General features: G+C 45.5%; 13 protein-coding genes. 10 read left to right on the forward strand and 3 right to left on the reverse strand.

Features of this window, described 5'->3' with window-relative positions; genetic code table 11:
- Positions 1 to 413: 413 nt before the first annotated feature.
- The 10 genes from ATB74_RS12430 to ATB74_RS12475 all read left to right on the forward strand — a co-directional run bounded on the left by ATB74_RS12430 (position 414) and on the right by ATB74_RS12475 (position 15035).
- Positions 414 to 2096, forward strand: a complete 1683-nt coding sequence (locus ATB74_RS12430) for an ABC transporter substrate-binding protein (protein ID WP_017056650.1) — start codon at positions 414 to 416, stop codon at positions 2094 to 2096.
- Between the two features lie 169 nt (positions 2097 to 2265).
- Positions 2266 to 3252: an ABC transporter permease gene (locus tag ATB74_RS12435; RefSeq protein WP_017633262.1), complete on the forward strand. Its 987-nt coding sequence runs from the start codon at positions 2266 to 2268 to the stop codon at positions 3250 to 3252.
- 2 nt (positions 3253 to 3254) lie between these two features.
- A complete protein-coding gene (locus ATB74_RS12440; protein ID WP_017056648.1) occupies positions 3255 to 4280 on the forward strand; it encodes an ABC transporter permease in 1026 nt (341 codons plus the stop codon).
- 2 nt (positions 4281 to 4282) lie between these two features.
- Entirely contained in the window at positions 4283 to 5266 is a 984-nt protein-coding gene (locus ATB74_RS12445; RefSeq protein ID WP_048605693.1) for an ABC transporter ATP-binding protein, read from the forward strand.
- Between the two features lie 87 nt (positions 5267 to 5353).
- Entirely contained in the window at positions 5354 to 6349 is a 996-nt protein-coding gene (locus ATB74_RS12450) for an ABC transporter ATP-binding protein (RefSeq protein ID WP_060982642.1), read from the forward strand.
- A 97-nt stretch (positions 6350 to 6446) separates the two neighbouring features.
- Positions 6447 to 8168 carry a glycoside hydrolase family 9 protein gene (locus tag ATB74_RS12455; protein ID WP_061018745.1) on the forward strand — a complete coding sequence of 574 codons (1722 nt, stop codon included), beginning with the start codon at positions 6447 to 6449 and terminating at the stop codon, positions 8166 to 8168.
- Positions 8169 to 8171: 3 nt separating this feature from the next.
- Positions 8172 to 9056: an N-acetylglucosamine kinase gene (locus tag ATB74_RS12460; protein ID WP_060982644.1), complete on the forward strand. Its 885-nt coding sequence runs from the start codon at positions 8172 to 8174 to the stop codon at positions 9054 to 9056.
- Positions 9057 to 9068: 12 nt separating this feature from the next.
- Positions 9069 to 11015 carry a beta-N-acetylhexosaminidase gene (locus ATB74_RS12465; protein ID WP_061018747.1) on the forward strand — a complete coding sequence of 649 codons (1947 nt, stop codon included), beginning with the start codon at positions 9069 to 9071 and terminating at the stop codon, positions 11013 to 11015.
- A 127-nt stretch (positions 11016 to 11142) separates the two neighbouring features.
- Positions 11143 to 13548 (forward strand): GH36-type glycosyl hydrolase domain-containing protein, encoded by a 2406-nt coding sequence (locus ATB74_RS12470; RefSeq protein WP_061018749.1) that lies wholly within the window; start codon positions 11143 to 11145, stop codon positions 13546 to 13548.
- A gap of 74 nt (positions 13549 to 13622) precedes the next feature.
- The gene (locus ATB74_RS12475) at positions 13623 to 15035 is read left to right on the forward strand and encodes a phosphoglucomutase/phosphomannomutase family protein (protein ID WP_048612323.1); all 1413 of its coding nucleotides are present in this window, start codon (positions 13623 to 13625) and stop codon (positions 15033 to 15035) included.
- A gap of 151 nt (positions 15036 to 15186) precedes the next feature.
- Here ATB74_RS12475 and ATB74_RS12480 read toward each other — a convergent pair whose 3' ends face one another.
- From ATB74_RS12480 to ATB74_RS12490, 3 genes are all read right to left on the reverse strand, one after another.
- Positions 15187 to 16215, reverse strand: a complete 1029-nt coding sequence (locus ATB74_RS12480; RefSeq protein ID WP_061018751.1) for an ABC transporter ATP-binding protein — start codon at positions 16213 to 16215, stop codon at positions 15187 to 15189.
- The gene (locus ATB74_RS12485) at positions 16215 to 17840 is read right to left on the reverse strand and encodes an ABC transporter permease (RefSeq protein ID WP_048658179.1); all 1626 of its coding nucleotides are present in this window, start codon (positions 17838 to 17840) and stop codon (positions 16215 to 16217) included. Before ATB74_RS12485 ends, ATB74_RS12480 begins: the two co-directional genes overlap by 1 nt.
- Positions 17841 to 18084: 244 nt before the next feature.
- Complete coding sequence (locus ATB74_RS12490) at positions 18085 to 19098, reverse strand: Fe(3+) ABC transporter substrate-binding protein (RefSeq protein WP_048658180.1); 1014 nt, start codon at positions 19096 to 19098, stop codon at positions 18085 to 18087.
- Positions 19099 to 19209: the final 111 nt, after the last annotated feature.

The following is a 19209-nucleotide window of genomic DNA, read 5'->3' on the forward strand; positions in this document are numbered from 1 at the left end:
GTGACCGAGATCTACAATTACACCACCACACCTTAAAACCTTATAGTAAAAGGACTAACTAGTAAGTAAGCACTAACATTATAACATCATCGCAAAATCAAATGCGAGTCACATCACCTTAACAATTGCGCATAAAAAACCACCAAACCACCCGTTTTTGACGTTAATGACGTGGAGTTAAGTGTTTTTAACGTTTTTGACGGGAAACGAGTTTGATTAATTCATCGATAAGGTGTTTTCTTACTCCTGCCAAAGGCCTACAGGCCACTCTTACCACTTCTCAGAATCAACGATGAATCTGGAGCAACGAAGAAGAGGTAGGCCTTTAACCAGAGTGTGTATCTACTAAACAATTTAGCGACAGATAACATTCAATCCATTAGTGAAATGAAAGCAAATAGTAAGGAACAGCTATGCTTGCCAATATAAAAAAAACAGCAATAGCAACAGCAATTATTGCAACTGCTACAACAGGTTTTGCATCAGTAGCAACAGCTGCAGAACGCAGTGAACTGACCGTTCACCCGAAAGAGTACACTACATTCGTACGTAACTTTAACCCGTACCTTGGTGCTACTAACCTACATACTACAACTGACTTCATGTATGAGCCGCTAGTAGTATTTAACGAAATGCACGGTAACACTCCTGTGTTCCGTCTAGCTGAAAACTTCAAGATGTCAGATGATCTGATGAGCGTTGTTTTCGACATTCGTAAGGGTGTTAAATGGTCTGACGGAGAAACTTTCTCTGCTGATGATGTTGTTTTTTCTTTCAACCTTGTAAAAGAGAAGCCAGAGCTTGACCAATCTGGTATCAACTCTTGGGTAACTTCTGTAGAAAAACTGAACGACAACCAAGTTAAGTTCACTCTAACAGAAGCAAACTCAAACGTACCTTACGAGATTGCTAAAGTACCTGTAGTACCTAAGCACATCTGGAAAGACGTTAAAGATCCATCAACGTTTACCAATGAGAACCCGGTAGGTTCTGGTCCATTTACAGAAATCGATACGTTTACAGCGCAACTATACATCCAGTGTGCAAACCCGAACTACTGGGATGCAGATAACCTAGATGTTGACTGTCTACGTGTTCCACAAATTGCGAACAACGACCAATTCCTAGGTAAAGTTGTAAACAGTGAAATGGACTGGACATCTTCTTTCGTTCCAGATATCGATCGTACATACGCAGCAGCTAGCCCTAAACACCACTACTGGTACCCGCCAGCAGGTACACAGGCATTCATCGTTAACTTCAAGCACCCTGATGCTGCGAAGCATGAAGCATTGAGCAACGTTGACTTCCGTCGTGCTTTCTCTATGGCTCTTGACCGTCAAACTATCATCGACATCGCATTCTACGGTGGCGGTACTGTGAACGATTTCGCATCGGGTCTTGGCTACGCGTTTGAAGCTTGGTCTGATGAAAAAACTCACGACAAGTACAAAGGCTTCAACACATACAACGCTGAAGGCGCGAAGAAGCTTCTTGCTGACGCTGGCTTCAAAGATGTAAACAAAGATGGTTTTGTTGACACTCCATCAGGTAAGTCTTTCGAACTAATGATTCAATCGCCAAACGGCTGGACTGACTTCAACAACACAGTTCAACTAGCGGTAGAACAGCTGAACGAAATCGGTATTAAAGCGAAAGCTCGTACACCTGATTTCTCTGTTTACAATCAAGCAATGCTTGAAGGTACATACGACGTAGCATACACAAACTACTTCCACGGTGCGGATCCATACACGTACTGGAACAGTGCTTACAACTCATCACTACAATCTGGTGATGGTATGCCTCGTTTCGCTATGCACTTCTACAAAAACGACAAGCTAGATGGTCTTCTAAACAGCTTCTACAAAACAGCTGATAAGAACGAGCAGCTAGACATTGCACACGGTATTCAGCAAATCATCGCTGCAGACCAAGTGACAATCCCTGTGATGTCTGGTGCTTACATGTACCAATACAACACAACTCGCTTCACTGGTTGGTGGAACGAAGAAAATCCAAAAGGCCGTCCAAACATTTGGGCTGGTATTCCAGAGCGTCTACTTCATGTACTGGACCTAAAACCAGTTAAATAAGTAATCGTTCAATCCTTGCGGCGTAACCTCTTACGCCGCTTATAAAAATCCCCACACTCTCAATTGAAAGTATGGCGCTAGTCGTCAGGGGATTTTTCGTTCCAAATTTCGCTAGGAGCGACCTGAATCCAGAAACAGGGAAACAATCTGGGTGAGTAAGGTGTGAGTTATGGGTTATTTTTTAAGACGTTTGTCATTTTATTTTGTCGCGCTATTAGTTGCTGCGACGTTAAACTTTATTATTCCAAGAGCAATGCCTGGTGACCCCGTTACCATGATGTTTGCGAACGCTTCTGTACAAGTTACTCCAGAGCGTATTGCTGCAATGAAAGAACTATTAGGCTTCGTTGATGGCGGTCTACTGGTTCAATACGTAGCGTACATGAAGAACATTCTTAGCTGGGAACTTGGTACATCAATTCAATTCTACCCACTTTCTGTAAACACACTGTTGGGTGGAGCATTCGGTTGGTCGCTTTTCTTAGCCGGCACCGCAGTTATTCTTTCTTTCTCGATTGGTTCAATCCTAGGTATTTTCGCAGCGTGGAAACGCGGCAGTAAGTACGATGCCTTTGTAACTCCAGGGATGCTGATTCTACAAGCCGTTCCTCAAGTTGTTATCGCAATGATTGCACTATTTACCTTTGCAATTGGCTTGAAGTGGTTCCCAACAGGTTATGCCTACACCGCAGGTACTATGCCTGACTGGACAAGCTGGGCATTCATTAAAGATGTCGCTTACCACGCCTTCTTACCACTGTTCTGTGCTTCTGTTGTTCAAATTGGTGGCTTCCTAGTAAACATGCGTAACAACATGATCAACCTACTAGCCGAAGACTACATCACCATGGCAAAAGGCAAAGGCCTGAGCGAAAACCGAGTGGTATTCAACTACGCAGCTCGTAACGCGATGCTACCTAGTGTGACAGCCCTTTCAATGTCGCTAGGTATGGCAATCGGTGGTCAGTTAATTATCGAAATCATCTTTAACTACCCAGGTCTTGGCAGCGTACTTTTCAACGCAATTAACGCTCGTGACTACCAAGTACTGCAAGGTCAGCTGCTTATCATGACGCTATTCATGCTGTTCTTTAACCTAGTTGCAGACATGCTTTACGTTGTTCTTGACCCTCGTCTTCGTAAGGGTGGTAAATAATCATGAAAGACTTTCTAAAACTCATTTGGCGTAACCCGATGGCTCTAACAGGCGTCATCATCCTAAGTATCTTTATTCTTGGCGCGATTGCAGCTCCATTGATCACTAAACATGTACCAGACAAACGTACAGGTAACCCACACGAATACCCTGGTTTCGTGGTGAAGTCTGCACAAACTAACCCTGATGGCTGGGTTGCTCAAAACCTAGCAGACGACCGTCGTACATTGATCATGTCTAAAAAGGCAGACCACGTACTAGGTACAACTCGTATGGGTCGTGACGTTTGGTCTCAAGTGGTATACGGCGCACGTGTATCTCTTGCAGTTGGCTTCGGTGCTGGTCTAACAGTGTGTTTATTGGCAACGGTTATTGGTGTTTCTGCAGGTTACTTCGGTGGCCGTGTCGATGACGTTCTAACAGCCGCAATGAACATCATGCTGGTAATCCCTCAATACCCATTACTGTTCGTAGTAGCAGCCTTTATCGGTGAGGCAGGGCCACTCACCATAACCTTGGTTATCGGATTTATGTCCTGGGCTTGGGGTGCCCGTGTTGTTCGCTCTCAAACCTTAGCACTGCGTGAAAAAGAGTTTGTAAAAGCCGCTGAAGTTTTGGGTGAATCTTCATTCCGTATCATCTTCGTAGAGATTCTGCCAAACCTTATCTCTATCGTTGGCGCAAGCTTCATCGGTTCGGTGATGTACGCAATCATGATGGAAGCAACCATCTCGTTCCTAGGTCTTGGTGACCCGAACACAATCAGCTGGGGCATCATGCTTTACAACGTTCAAACCTCTTCATCAATGCTGATTGGCGCTTGGTGGGAACTGTTGGCTCCTTGTATCGCACTGACACTACTTGTAACTGGCCTTGCTCTACTTAACTTCGCTGTCGATGAAATTGCTAACCCGCAACTGCGTTCTCACAAAGGCATGAAGCGTTGGAAGAAACTAGCAGCTCAAGACAAAGAAGAACGTGAACCAGAACTACCACCACAAAATGCACTTTGGAGCGGAGATAAATAATCATGTCTGAACCACTAATTTCTATCCGCAACTTATGCGTGGATTACATCACAGAGTCTGGCGATGTTCGTGCGTGTAACAACGTAAGTTTCGACATCGCTCCAGGTGAAGTCTTCGGCCTAGCTGGTGAATCTGGCTGTGGTAAATCAACGGTCGCTTTCTCCCTTATGCGTCTTCATAAGCCGCCCGCTTACATCAGTGGTGGCGAGGTTATCTTCAACGGTGAGAACATCCTTGAATACAGCGATGACCGTATGCAGTCGTTCCGTTGGAGTGAGATGTCGATGGTATTCCAGAGCGCGATGAACGCACTCAACCCAGTACTACCGATGGAAGAGCAGTTCTGTGACGTAATTATGCGTCACACCAACATGACTCGTGAGCAAGCTAAACAACGTGCTGAAGGTCTACTTGAAATCGTAGATATTCACCCGAGCCGATTGAGTGACTACCCTCACCAATTCTCTGGTGGCATGCGTCAGCGTTTAGTTATCGCTATCGCTCTAGCACTGAATCCAAAGCTGATCATCATGGATGAGCCGACAACCGCACTTGATGTGGTTGTACAACGCGAAATCCTACAAAAGATCTATGCACTGAAAGAAGAGTTTGGCTTCTCGATTCTGTTCATCACCCATGACTTGTCATTGATGGTCGAGTTCTCTGACCGCATCGGCATCATGTACTCAGGTGAGCTAATCGAAGTGGCTAACTCTCAAGATATTCTAGAAAACCCTTACCACCCTTACACCAAAGGGCTGGGAAGTTCTTTCCCTCCACTGACAGGGCCAAAGACAAAGTTAGCAGGTATTCCGGGTAACCCTCTGAACCTGTTAGAGATCCCTGAAGGGTGTCGTTTCCAAGCTCGTTGTGACCGTGTACATGAAACGTGTACCAAGGTGCCAACCAAGCTGCGTTCTATCGACCCTGGACATTTGTCTAACTGCCACCTGTACGGTGACCCAATAGTACAAAGGAAGCTATAGCTTGCACGCTGACTCAGCGTGAATAACGAACAAGGCGGCTCGACCGCCTAAAAACAAGCAAAGCGAATAAGGATTCTGGAGACAATTATGAGCAAAGATTTCGGTCAATTATTGGTAGAAGGCAAGAATGTTGTAAAAGACTTCCCAATAAGCAGTACCACCATTCAAACCCCAATGATGCGTGCGATTAACGACGTGTCATTCAAGATGTACAAAAGCCGCGGCCTAGCAGTGGTTGGTGAGTCTGGTTCAGGCAAATCAACAACCGCAAAAATGATCGCAAAAATGTACGCACCTTCAGGCGGCACGATCGAATACAAAGGTCGTGATATCCAAGAGATCTCAAGCAGAAAAGATCTTATGCACTACCGTGAAGGCGTGCAGATGGTATGGCAAGACCCGTTTGGTTCTCTGAACCCAACGCACAATATCTTCCACCACATTGCTCGACCGCTGTTGATCCACAAGAAAGTATCTCCGGGTAATAAGAAAGAGTTAGAAGAACGCGTTTACGATCTTTTGGAGCAAGTGGGCTTAATCCCACCAAAAGAGACGGCGCAAAAATACCCTCACCAACTCTCTGGTGGTCAGCGTCAACGTGTCAACCTAGCTCGTAACATCGCGGTAGGTGCAGAAGTCGTTCTAGCGGACGAACCAACCTCAATGTTGGATGTATCAATCCGTGCAGGTGTTTTGAACCTAATGGAAGAGATGAAGTTTGAGAAGCAAATGTCTCTGCTTTACATCACGCACGATATCGCAACCGCTCGTTATATCGCTGAAGACCTATCGGTAATGTACGTGGGACACATGGTGGAATGGGGTGATACCGATGACGTGATTGCTAACCCTCAGCACCCTTATACCCAGCTACTGGTTTCAGCGGTTCCAGATCCTAAGAAATCGATCCATGAACAACTTGCTGGCAACAAAGGTGAGATCCCTCTTTGGACGCCAGTATCAGCAGGCTGCCCATTTGCAGGTCGTTGTACTCATGCAATGGACAAATGTAAAGAGCAGCTACCAGGGGTTACGCAACTAGCTGATAACCACTTTGTACGTTGTTACCTACACGAAAGCTAAGCAATAAAATCAAGTTAGGGTCTGCGGACCCTACCTATTTATATCCAAAACATTCAAGTACCTAGCCAATAGAAACTAGGACTGTCGGAGAATATTGATGCTGTTATTGACCAACCATATTGGCTATGAATCCACAGGCCCCAAGCAGGCAATCTTACAAACTAAGAAAGCTCGCCTATCTAGCACAACGGCTTTACTCGTCTGTGCAGACAACCATATCACTGTCGGAAGTTTTGATGTGGTAAAACAAGGCCACGTAGCAAATTGGCATCAAGGGCAGTTCTTCACTATCGACTTCAGTTCTGTCACTGAATCTGGTCGCTACTATCTACGTTTTGACAACCTGCGCTCTGAAGTATTTGAGATTGCTAGCAACCTATTAATGAACCACACGTTTTCTGATGTGCTTCATTACTTTAAGTCACAACGCTGTGGCGGTACTTTCGACAAGAAAGATCGACAAGCACAAATTCTCGGTACCGACAGATACGTCGATGTCCACGGTGGATGGTATGATGCATCAGGTGATGTCAGTAAGTATTTTAGCCACCTGTCTTATGGCAACTACCTAAACCCGCAACAAATTCCAATGGTCGTTTGGAACATGCTAAAAAGCGTGCGCTTAACCAGCGACGATCCGGATTTCCCTAAATTCTCCATGACTCGTCTAACGGAAGAAGCGCTATTTGGTGCTGATTTTTTAGTGCGTATGCAAGACGCGGCTGGATACTTCTACATGACAGTATTCGATAAGTGGAGCAAAGATATCAACCAACGCGACATCTGCGCTTATGCGACTCAAGAAGGCCATAAATCAACAGACTTACAAGCAGGCCATCGACAAGGTGCAGGTGTAGCTATCGCAGCATTGGCTGCCGCTTCTGAGCTTGAAATCTCTGGCAGCTACTCGAGCGATACTTACCTTGATACAGCTGCTAAGGGTTATTGGCACCTAAAGGAGCACAACCTCCAGTATCTAAACGATGGTGAAGAGAACATCATCGATGAGTACTGTGCCCTACTCGCAGCCAATGAACTGTATCGCGTAACAAGAGACCAGAAATACCTATCAGAAGCAAGAACTTGGGCGACTCGTTTAATTTCTCGCCAACAGTCAGATGATTCATTTGAGCACTTCTGGTCAGCGAATTCCGATGGCACTCGACCATACTTCCATGCAGCCGAAGCTGGTCTTCCTGTGATTGCGCTATGCGAATACCTCGACAACGAAACCGATGATGAATTAAAAGAACAGGCTCGCACAGTTGTTGAACAAGCTTGCCAGTTCGAAATCAACATTACCGACAAAGTCACTAACCCATTTGGCTACCCAAGACAGTACGTTAAGTCTGTCGATGGTGATAAACGTGATGCTTTCTTCGTCGCTCAGAAGAACGAAACCGGCTACTGGTGGCAAGGCGAAAACGCTCGCCTTGGTTCAATCGCAACCATGGCGTACTTAGTTCAACCGCACATTAAAGATCGCGACCTGCAACAGCGTTTGATTCAACTTTCACAGAACAGCCTCGACTGGATCTTGGGCCTCAACCCATACCACATGTGCATGCTCGATGGTCACGGTCACAACAACCCTGATTACCTACCACAGCTTGGTTTCTTCAATGCGAAGGGCGGTATCTGCAACGGCATCACGGCTGGTTTCGAAGATGAACAAGACATCGCGTTTAATCCACCAGCACAAAAAGACGACATGCTTCAAAACTGGCGCTGGGGCGAACAATGGATCCCTCACGGTGCATGGTTCCTATTGGCAACCGCTGCGCAATTCAATTTCCTAGCACAGAGTAAGGAGCAATAATTCATGACGCTTTACTTCATAGGTATTGATGGTGGCGGCACATCTTGTCGCGCTCGTATTCGTGACGACCAAGGCAAGCTGATTGGTGAAGCGAAAAGTGGCAGTGCTAACATCCTTTTAGGTGTCGATGTTGCAATGAGCTCAATTATTGATGCCATTACAAAAGCGGCACAACAAGGGCAACTTAACTCAAACCATTTTTCAAATATGCATGTTGGCCTAGCTCTGGCTGGTGCTGAGCAAAAATCAGCATGGCTCGACTTCATGGCACAAGCACACCCTTTCGCAAGCATGACATTAAATACCGACGCTTATGGTGCCTGCATTGGGGCTCACAATGGCCAAGACGGAGCAATCATGATTGGCGGAACTGGCTCATGCGGTATCTACCTAAAGGGTGGTGAACAGCATGTGGTTGGCGGTCGTGAATTCCCAATTTCAGATCAAGGCGGCGGCGCAGTTATGGGTCTTCGCTTGATTCAACAAGTCCTACTTGCAGAAGACGGCATTCGCAATAAAACACCGCTCACTCAGCATGTTATGGACCACTTTAACAATGATGTCGATGCCATCGTCGAATGGTCAAAAGGGGCTATTCCAAAAGACTACGGTCAATTCTCACCGGTTATTTTTCAACTGGCGAACGAAGGCGATGAACTGGCTATCAATATGCTCAAGCAGACTGCAGCCGATATCGAAATGTTTGTCTTAGCACTTCATCAAAAAGGCGCCGACAAAGTGTGTTTAATGGGAAGTATCGCCGAGCGTATTCTCAATTGGTTATCACCACCAGTGCAGCAATGGATCGTTCAACCTCAATTCGACGCCATTGAAGGCGCATTGATGTTTGCTGGCAAATCACAACACAACTTGTATCAACAGGCTTAGCAGGGAAGTTATATGAATTATCGCATCGACTTAGCTGTTCTTTCTGAACAAAAAAATAACTGCCGATTTGGCCTTACGGTACATAACTTAAGTGACCTCGACGTAACAGATTGGTCTCTGCACTTTGCATTTGATCGATTCATCCTTCCAGAGAGTTTATCGCAAGGTGAACTGACTCAAGTTGGAAGCTTTTGTTCGTTCAAACCAAGTTCGTCAGTATTAAAGGCCAACAACCATTACTACCTTGAATTCAGTATTCAGAGTGCACCATTCCGCTTCTATTCTGATGGCCTTAACGATGCCTTTATCCAATCACATCATGATGGAGAAACATCGGTACTGCCTGTCGCGATATCACCGATTGTGCTGGCTTCGCCATACCGTGAACGCAATCAAATACCTGAAGTTAACGCTGCTGAAATTGCATTGATTCCTCAGCCTAATCAGATCGAACTTCAGCAAGGTAGCTTCGCGCTAAATAGCAACTGCAGAATTGAGGTTCAATCTCATCTTGCCGATATGACTGCCTCTTGGTTCCTGCAAGAATTGCTCTCTACCTTTGAGTTGGCTCTTTCAAACGCGCTTTCAGCTGAACTTTCAAAAGACGAAAGTGGCGACATTCTATTTCGTAGCAATCCGACATTGGACGAAGCCGAATACAAGCTAGCGATCACTGAGCAGCAAGTTATCGTTGAATCAGGCAGTCAATCAGGCTTCACGCATGCCGTCGCCAGCTTAATTCAATTGGTTCAACAACAAGACGCTGAACATTTCTCTGTTCCATGTTGCAAAATCGCCGATCAACCTCGTTTTAAGTACCGCGGCATGATGTTGGACTGCGCTCGCCACTTCCACTCAGTGGAGCAAGTGAAGCGTTTAATCAATCAATTGGCGCACTACAAATTCAACGTTTTTCATTGGCACCTAACCGATGATGAAGGCTGGAGAATTGAGATCAAGAGCCTGCCTCAACTTACGGAAATTGGCGCTTGGCGTGGTCCTGATCATGCACTAGAACCGCAATACACCCACATTGCGGAAAACTATGGTGGCTTCTACACCCAGCAGCAGATTCGCGAAGTCATTGAATACGCAGAACAGCGCAGCATCACAGTGATCCCTGAAATCGATATCCCGGGACACTGCCGCGCCGCGATCAAATCACTGCCTGATATGCTGGTAGAGCAGGCTGACACGACTCAATACAAGAGCATTCAGCACTACAACGACAATGTACTAAACCCAGGTTTGCCAGGCACTTACCAATTTCTAGATGCAGTTATCGAAGAAGTCGCAGAACTATTCCCTAGCGAACTAATTCACATGGGTGCAGACGAAGTGCCACCCGGCGTGTGGACCAACAGCCCTGCTGCTCAAGCTTTGATGAAAGAGCACCAGTACCAAGACAGCAAAGACTTGCAAGGTCACCTGTTCCGCTATGCCGAAAACAAACTCAAGCAGCTAGGCAAGCGCATGGTGGGCTGGGAAGAAGCACAGCACGGCGACAAGGTTAGTAAAGAGACCATCATCTACTCGTGGCTCAGTGAAGAAGCAGCTGTCAATTGCGCTCGCCAAGGCTTTGATGTGGTTTTGCAACCTGCACAATTTACCTATCTCGACATGACCCAAGATTATGCACCGGAAGAACCGGGCGTCGATTGGGCTGCCGTTATTCCATTAGAACAAGCTTATACCTACGAAGCGCTTGCTGAGATATCCGACACCGACCCAATTCGTAAGCGGATTCGCGGAATTCAGTGTGCTCTATGGTGTGAGATCGTCACCAACCAAAAGCGTATGGATTACATGGTATTCCCAAGAATTAGCGCTTTAGCTGAAGGATGTTGGACACATAAAAACAACCGAAACTGGCTAGATTACCTATCTCGCCTAAAGGGGCACCTGCCATTACTCGACAGACTCAATGTTGATTATCGCAACCCTTGGAAAGCTCAATAAAACAAACCAAAACGACACTCACATCGAGTGATTGCTGACTCAAATTAAGGTGCTCAGTCAGATATGACTCAGCATCACTATTTAAAAATTAGCTGCATAGATGCAGTTTGTTAAAAAGGAAATGACAATGAAATACGGCTATTTCGATAACGACAATCGCGAATACGTCATCACTCGCCCTGATGTACCAGCACCTTGGACCAACTACCTAGGTACTGAAAAGTTTTGTACCGTGATTTCACACAATGCGGGCGGTTACTCGTTCTACAATTCTCCGGAATACAACCGTGTTACTAAGTTCCGTCCAAACGGCACCTTTGACCGTCCAGGACACTATGTTTACCTACGTGATGATGAGACAGGTGATTACTGGTCTATCTCTTGGCAGCCAGTGGCAAAGAGCCTCGATGAAGCGAACTACGAAGTTCGTCACGGCCTGTCATACTCAAAGTTCAAATGTGAGTACAGCGGTATTACCGCAACGAAGACGCTATTCGTACCTAAAGGTGAAGATGCAGAAGTTTGGGACGTTGTACTAAAGAACAACACTGATAAGCCACGTACTATCAGCACTTTCTCATTTGTAGAGTTCTCGTTCAGCCACATCCAATCAGACAACCAAAACCATCAGATGTCTTTGTACTCTGCGGGCACGTCTTATCAAGAAGGTGTTCTGGAATACGATCTGTACTACAACACTAACGACTTTGAAGGCTTCTACTACCTAGCTTCAACTTTCTCGCCAGACAGCTACGATGGTCAACGTGACAACTTCCTTGGCATGTATCGTGATGAAGCAAATCCAATTGCGGTTGAAAACGGTAAGTGCTCTAACAGCGCTCAAACTTGCTACAACCACTGTGGTTCTCTGCACAAGCAATTTACGATTCAGCCAGGTGAAGAAGTTCGCTTTGCTTATGTACTAGGTATCGGTAAAGGCAACGGTGAACGCCTACGTGAGAAGTACCAAGACACAGCAAACGTAGATGCGGCTTTCCAAGGTATCAAAGATCACTGGAACGAGCGTTGCAACAAATTCCAAGTTAAGTCGCCAAACGAAGGCTTAGACACCATGATCAACACGTGGACGCTATACCAAGCGGAAACCTGTGTGGTTTGGTCACGCTTTGCATCATTCATCGAAGTTGGCGGTCGTACTGGTCTTGGTTACCGTGATACTGCGCAAGATGCTATCTCAGTACCTCATGCCAACCCACAAATGACCAAGAAGCGTATTATCGATCTGCTTCGCGGCCAAGTGAAAGCAGGCTACGGTCTTCACTTGTTCGATCCTGACTGGTTCGATCCAGAGAAAGCAGACGTTGAGCCATCAAAATCACCAACGGTTGTTCCAACACCGTCAGATGACGACAAGATCCACGGCATTGAAGACACCTGTTCTGATGATCACCTATGGATCGTACCAACCATCATCAAATACGTAATGGAAACTGGCGAGCACGACTTCTTTGACGAAGTGATTCCATACGCAGACGGTGGCGAGGCGACAGTTTACGAACATATGAAAGCCGCACTGAACTTCTCTGCTGAGTACGTTGGTCAAACGGGTATCTGTAAAGGCCTTCGTGCTGACTGGAATGACTGTTTGAACCTAGGTGGCGGTGAATCATCAATGGTTTCCTTCCTACACTTCTGGGCGCTACAAGAATTCCTAGATCTTGCTAAGTTCCGTAATAACGATGCTGACGTTGCTAAATACACTGAAATGGCTGCTAACGTTCGCGAAGCGTGTGAAACGCACCTTTGGGATGACGAGGGTGGCTGGTACATCCGTGGCTTAACCAAAAATGGCGACAAGATCGGTACCGCTCAACAAGCTGAAGGTCGTGTACACCTTGAGTCAAATACGCTCGCGGTTCTATCTGGTGCTGTTTCTCAAGAACGCGGTGAGAAAGCGATGGACGCTGTTGATGAGAACCTATTCTCTGAATACGGCCTACACCTAAACTCTCCATCATTCGCAACACCAAACGATGACATCGGCTTCGTAACTCGCGTTTACCAAGGCGTAAAAGAGAACGGCGCAATCTTCTCTCACCCTAACCCATGGGCTTGGGTAGCAGAAGCTAAGCTAGGCCGTGGTGACCGTGCGATGAAATTCTACGACGCACTGAACCCGTACAACCAAAACGACATGATTGAAACGCGCTATGCAGAACCATACTCGTATGTGCAGTTCATCATGGGTAAAGATCACCAAGACCATGGCCGTGCAAACCACCCTTGGTTAACGGGTACCTCTGGTTGGGCTTACTTCGCGGTAACCAACTTCATTCTTGGTGTTCGTACAGGCTTTGAAGGCTTAACGGTTGATCCTTGTATCCCGACTGACTGGCCAGAGTTCGAGGTTACTCGTCAATGGCGTGGCGCGACTTACAACATCACTGTGCAAAACCCGAATGCAGTAAGCAAAGGCGTTGCCTCTATCACTATCAATGGTGAGTCAGTTGAAGGCGCTATCCCAGTACAAGCAGAAGGCAGCGTGAACGATGTTGTCGTTGTTCTAGGCTAGTCACGCAATTTAACGAATAGCTCTTGTCTCAAGTCTTTACGGGCTTGAGACAATGAGACTAAAAGGATTTTCTAATGATTAAATTTGGTACAGGTGGCTGGCGTGCTTTCATTGGTGAGGAGTTCACTAGAGAAAACGTCCGTTTGGTAGCGCAAGCACTCGCTAACATCATCAACAACGAAGATGCAGCCAAGAATGGGTTTGTGATCGGCTATGACCGTCGCTTCCTTTCCGATAAAGCCGCATGTTGGTTTGCAGAAGTACTTGCGGCGAACAACATCAAAGTGAGCTTCATCGATAAGTTCGTTCCAACTCCTATCGTGATGTTCCAAGCGAAAGAGATGGGATGCACCTACTCGGCGTGTATTACCGCTTCTCACAACCCAGCAGACTACAATGGTATCAAGGTGTTCATTGAAGGCGGTCGTGATGCTGACGAGATCATCACCGAGAAGATCGAACAGCAAATCGCAACTCTAACCAACGAAGACGTTATCCGAGTCGATTTCGAACAAGCGTTAAACGACAAAGAAATCGAGATCATCAATCCGATGAACGACTTTGTGGATTCGATCATCAACTTTATCGATATTGAGTCGATCAAGAAAGCCAACCTGCGCGTGCTGATCGATCCAATGTTTGGTGTCGCGAAAAACGCACTGCAAACCGTGCTGATTAACGGTCGCTGTGATGTCGACGTCATCAACGATGGCAAAAACCCAGATTTTGGTGGCTTGATGCCATCACCAAATGCAGCAACGCTCTATCGCTTGAAGCACTTAGTTGCAGCAGAAGGCTATGACATTGGTATTGGTACTGATGGCGATGCCGACCGTTTGGGAATCATCGATGAGAAAGGTCACTTCATTCACCCTAACGAAGTGCTACTCCTGCTTTACTACTACTTGCTGGAATACAAAGGCTGGAAGGGCTCTGTCGTTCGTAACATCGCAACCACACATCTACTGGATAAAGTGGCGGCAGATCATGGTGAGAAGAGCTTTGAGGTTCCTGTAGGCTTTAAGCATATCAGCTCGCAAATGGAGGCTGATGACTCTCTGATTGGCGGCGAAAGTTCAGGTGGTTTAACCATTCGTGGTCATATCAAAGGTAAGGATGGCGTATTTGCTTCAAGCTTACTGGTTGAGATGATCAGTGTGACGGGCAAAAAGCTGTCTGAACTGCTTGATGAGATTTATTCCAAATACGGCTATGCCTACACCGCTGAAGGCGACTGCAAGTTTAAGCCTTCAGAGAAAGAAGCACTCTACACCAAGATCTACGTAGAGAAGCAACTGCCTGAATTTGAATATGAAATTGAAAAAGTCAGCTATGAAGATGGTGCTAAGGTGTACTTCAAAAATGGCGGCTGGGTAATTGCTCGCTTCTCAGGAACAGAGCCGTTACTACGAATCTTCGCAGAAATGGAAGACAAAGACACTGCAGAACGTGTTCTTCAAAAAGTGAAAGACTTCCTCTCTCTATAGGCTTATAGAGTGCAGCAGTTTTGTATGGGATTTAACAAATCACTGCCTTGTTAAAGCCTATAAGTGAAGAACTCTTGCCCAGTACTTTAGATTAAAGTACTGGGCTTTTTTATGGCGATTCTTGTAACGATTAGTATCGCGTTGTATCCCTTTAAAAAGCCAATACGCCTTTGGTATCGACTTTTACGTTGACCGGCATACCCACTTCAAGTGCTTCTGACGAAGTTGCTAATAACTTCTGACCATGCGCTTCGATTACATAACGACAGTGATCGCCCATAAACTGCTGTTCTAGCACTGAAATAGCGCTGTCTTGCTCATAACTTGCTTGGATCTGCTGTGGTCTTAGTAACAACGAACATTCCGATCCCACTTCAATCTGAGTTTGTGCTTTAGCTTCTATCAGACCTAAGCTTGTTTCAAATTCATTTCCTGAAATACGCTGTGCATTCAGATAACTGCCACCACCCAAGAAATCAGCAACGAACTTACTCGAAGGGTGGAAATACAACTCAGATGCCGAACCATACTGTTCAATCACACCATGGTTCATTACAGCCATCTTATCTGCGAAAGCAAATGCCTCCTCGCGACTATGAGTCACGAAAATAGCGGTAACACCCTGCTTCTTAAAGATCTTACGAATTTGAGAAATCAGCTCATGACGAACCTGAGTATCGATGTTCGAGAACGGTTCATCTAATAGCAGTAAGTCAGGCTTGTATGCCAAAGATCGGGCAATCGCAACACGCTGTTGTTGACCACCAGAAAGTTGATGCGGGTATCGGTCACCATACTCATCTAAGTGAACCAACTCTAACATCTCTTGAATTTTCTCTTTCTTTTGCTGCTCTGAGAGTTCTTTTAGTCCAAAGCCAACGTTCTGGTTAACCGTCAGGTGCGGGAACAGAGCGTAGTCTTGGAAAATCATGCCGATATTTCGTTGCTCCGGTGGTAACCAATTATCACCATCATCGATGGTTTGACAGTTCAAACTCATTACGCCGCTACTCAATGGAAGCAGGCCAGCAATCGCCTTAAGTAAGGTGGTTTTTCCGCAGCCACTTGCACCAAGAAGACAAACAATTTCACCATGCTCAACTTCTAACGAGAGCGCTTCCAAGATGGTTTGCGACTCATATTTACAAGTCAGGTCTTTAATTGATAATGCACAACTCATTAGTGTTTCTGCTCCAAGGAACGGTTTACGATGATCAGAGGAATTAAACCTACTAACACCAGTAATACAGCAGGCATCGCCGCCAATTCGAGGTGCTCATCTGAGGCATAGTTATAAACGTAAGTCGCCAATGTTTCGAAATTGAAAGGACGCAGCAGCAATGCCGCATTCAACTCTTTCATTGATTCGATAAACACCAGTAAACCTGCGATCAACGCGCCGCGTTTAATCAAAGGTAAATGAACACGACGTAACATCTGGTTGGTATTGCAACCCATGGTTTTAGAAGCCATATCCAATGAAGGAGATACTTTACTCAAGCTACTTTCAATACTGCCAATCGCCACTGCAGAAAAACGCACCACCATTGCAAAGATCAGCGCAAACATGGAACCAGAGAAAATCAGCCCCGGGCGTCCCCACTCCATCACTTTGGCAATATCATTGACTAAGTGATCCATAAACAGCACAGGCACCATCACACCAATCGCCAACACAGTGCCTGGAACAGCATAGCCCATCGAAGCAATACGCATGTAAGCCTGATTTTTCTTACTTGGGCTGACACGTTGATTAAAGTTCACAATCATCGCAATGATAACGCCAATAATCGCCGCGACTACTGACACATAAAGACTGTTAACCGCATACTCTCTGAATTCAGGCGTCCAACTTTGTGCAAAGTATTTGTAGGCATAGATCATCAACTGACCCAGAGGGAACAAGAATGCAACGCACACTAACCCCCAGCACCAAAACAGTGCCAACCACTTCTTCCAACCGGATAGGTCGTAACGAAAGTCTTCACGACTGCTGAATTGATTCTGGAACAGTTTCTGTTTACGACGACTGTAGCGCTCTGAACTCAACAGCAGGATCACGATAACTAGCATAATTGCCGATATTTTCGCAGCAGCCGTTAAACTTGAATAACCTAACCAGGTATCGTAAACCGCTGTCGTTAAAGTGTTGACTGCAAAGTAACTCACGGTACCAAAATCACCGATAGTTTCCATCGCAACAAGCGATAGACCTACCGCCATTGATGGGCGAACAAGTGGCAACGAGATACGACGAAAGCTTTCCCAAGGTGAGCATTTTAGCAACCGAGCGGATTGCAGTAAGGAGACGTTTTGCTCCATAAATGCGGCGCGGCACAGCAAGTAAACATAAGGATAGAGAACGAGAGACAGAACAATAATAGCACCAGATAAGGTTCTAATATCCGGGAACCAATACTCACCGGGTCCCCACCCAGTAAGATCTCGCAGTAGAACTTGAACAGGCCCAGCAAAGTCGAACCAATCGGTGAATATATACCCAACAATATAGCCTGGCATTGCTAATGGCAGTACTAGCGCCCATTGCAAAACCCGCTCTCCCGGAACGCGGCACATTGCCATAATCCAAGCAGACGGAATACCAAAAACCAAAGACAGGAATAAGGTTCCCATGACTAAAACCACCGTATTGTAAGCATAGGTGGGCATTACTGTGGACATCAGATGAGAAAATAGCTCATCTGTTTCTCCAACAGCCGTCGTAAAAATCGCTAAGATCGGTAAAACCAGTAATACAGCAATAATGCCGCTACTGGTGTTCCATAAATAATTCTTTTCTTTCATCGCCTAACTACAAAGAGGCTTAATGAAACACAAATGCATTTGCAAATACATCTCATGTCCTTTTAATGGTGGGGTTATTTATACCCATATACTGTAATGACTTCAAGGTGAGATGCTAATAACTCAAGGGATCAACGGCGAGCTTTGTATCAAAAAGTGATTTTCCAAAACAAACAACCCCAAGTGACCGAAAATGGCGACTTGAGGTTGTCATTTTACTTGGGCCGAAGCCTACAGTAATAAATTAAAGATCGAACTTAACTTCGTCTAATAGTTTAATTGCTGCTGCGTGGTGGTCAGCAATTTGGTCTAGAGAAATTGTATCTGCTTTGAATTCACCCCATGAAGCAACAAGCTCAGAAGGTTTAACATCAGCTTTCACTGGGTATTCATAGTTCACTTCTGCATACATGCTTTGTGCTGTGTTACCCGATAGGAATTCCATTAGCTTAACGGCATTCTCTTCGTTTGGAGAATATTTAGCCATTGCCATACCAGAGATATTCACGTGAGTACCCGTTGTCTCTTGGTTAGGGAAGTTAATGTAAACAGCGTCAGCCCAAGCTTTTTGCTCTTTATCGTTAACCATCTTGCCTAGGTAGTAGCTGTTACCAAGAGCAACATCACATAGGCCTTCTTTAATCGCTTTAACTTGTGCGCGATCGTTACCTTGAGGCTTGCGTGCTAGGTTAGCTTTTACGCCTTCTAGCCACTCTTTCGTTTCAGCTTCACCTTTGTGAGCGATCATCGAAGATACTAGAGAAACATTGTATGGGTGCTTACCGCTACGCGTACAGATCTTACCTTTAAATTCAGGCTTAGTTAGATCTTCGTAAGTAAACTCCTCACCTAGACGACCAACACGGTCACGAGAAGAGTAAACGCTACGTGTACGTGTTGTTAGAGCGAACCACTCATTGTTTGTATCTTGGTATTGAGCAGGAATATTCTTTTCAAGAACTTCGCTTTCAACAGACTGAACTAAACCTTGTTTAGTTAGCTCAGATAGACGACTGATGTCTACAGTTAACACTACGTCTGCAGGGCTGTATTCGCCTTCTTGAGCTAACTTTTCTGCTAAACCTTTTTTAGCAAACTTAACGTTTACTTTAATGCCAGTCTCTTTTGTGAATTCCTTGAACATTGGTTCAACTAGGAAAGGTTGACGGTAAGAGTATACGTTCACTTCTTCCGCAGCCATTGCAGCAGGAGCAATGACACTACACGCTAGAGCTGAAAGTGTTAGCAGTTTTTTCATGGTAAAATCCTTTATATCGAAATGATAATCTATATCAGTTGCGTTATTATATTCATCAGTAACACAATTACAATGATGTCCGACAAAAAAATTGTTCGCTCTGCGCCATCA

The sequence above is a fragment of the Vibrio splendidus genome (assembly GCF_001557875.1).
GTDB classification, from domain to species: Bacteria; Pseudomonadota; Gammaproteobacteria; order Enterobacterales; family Vibrionaceae; genus Vibrio; species Vibrio splendidus_F.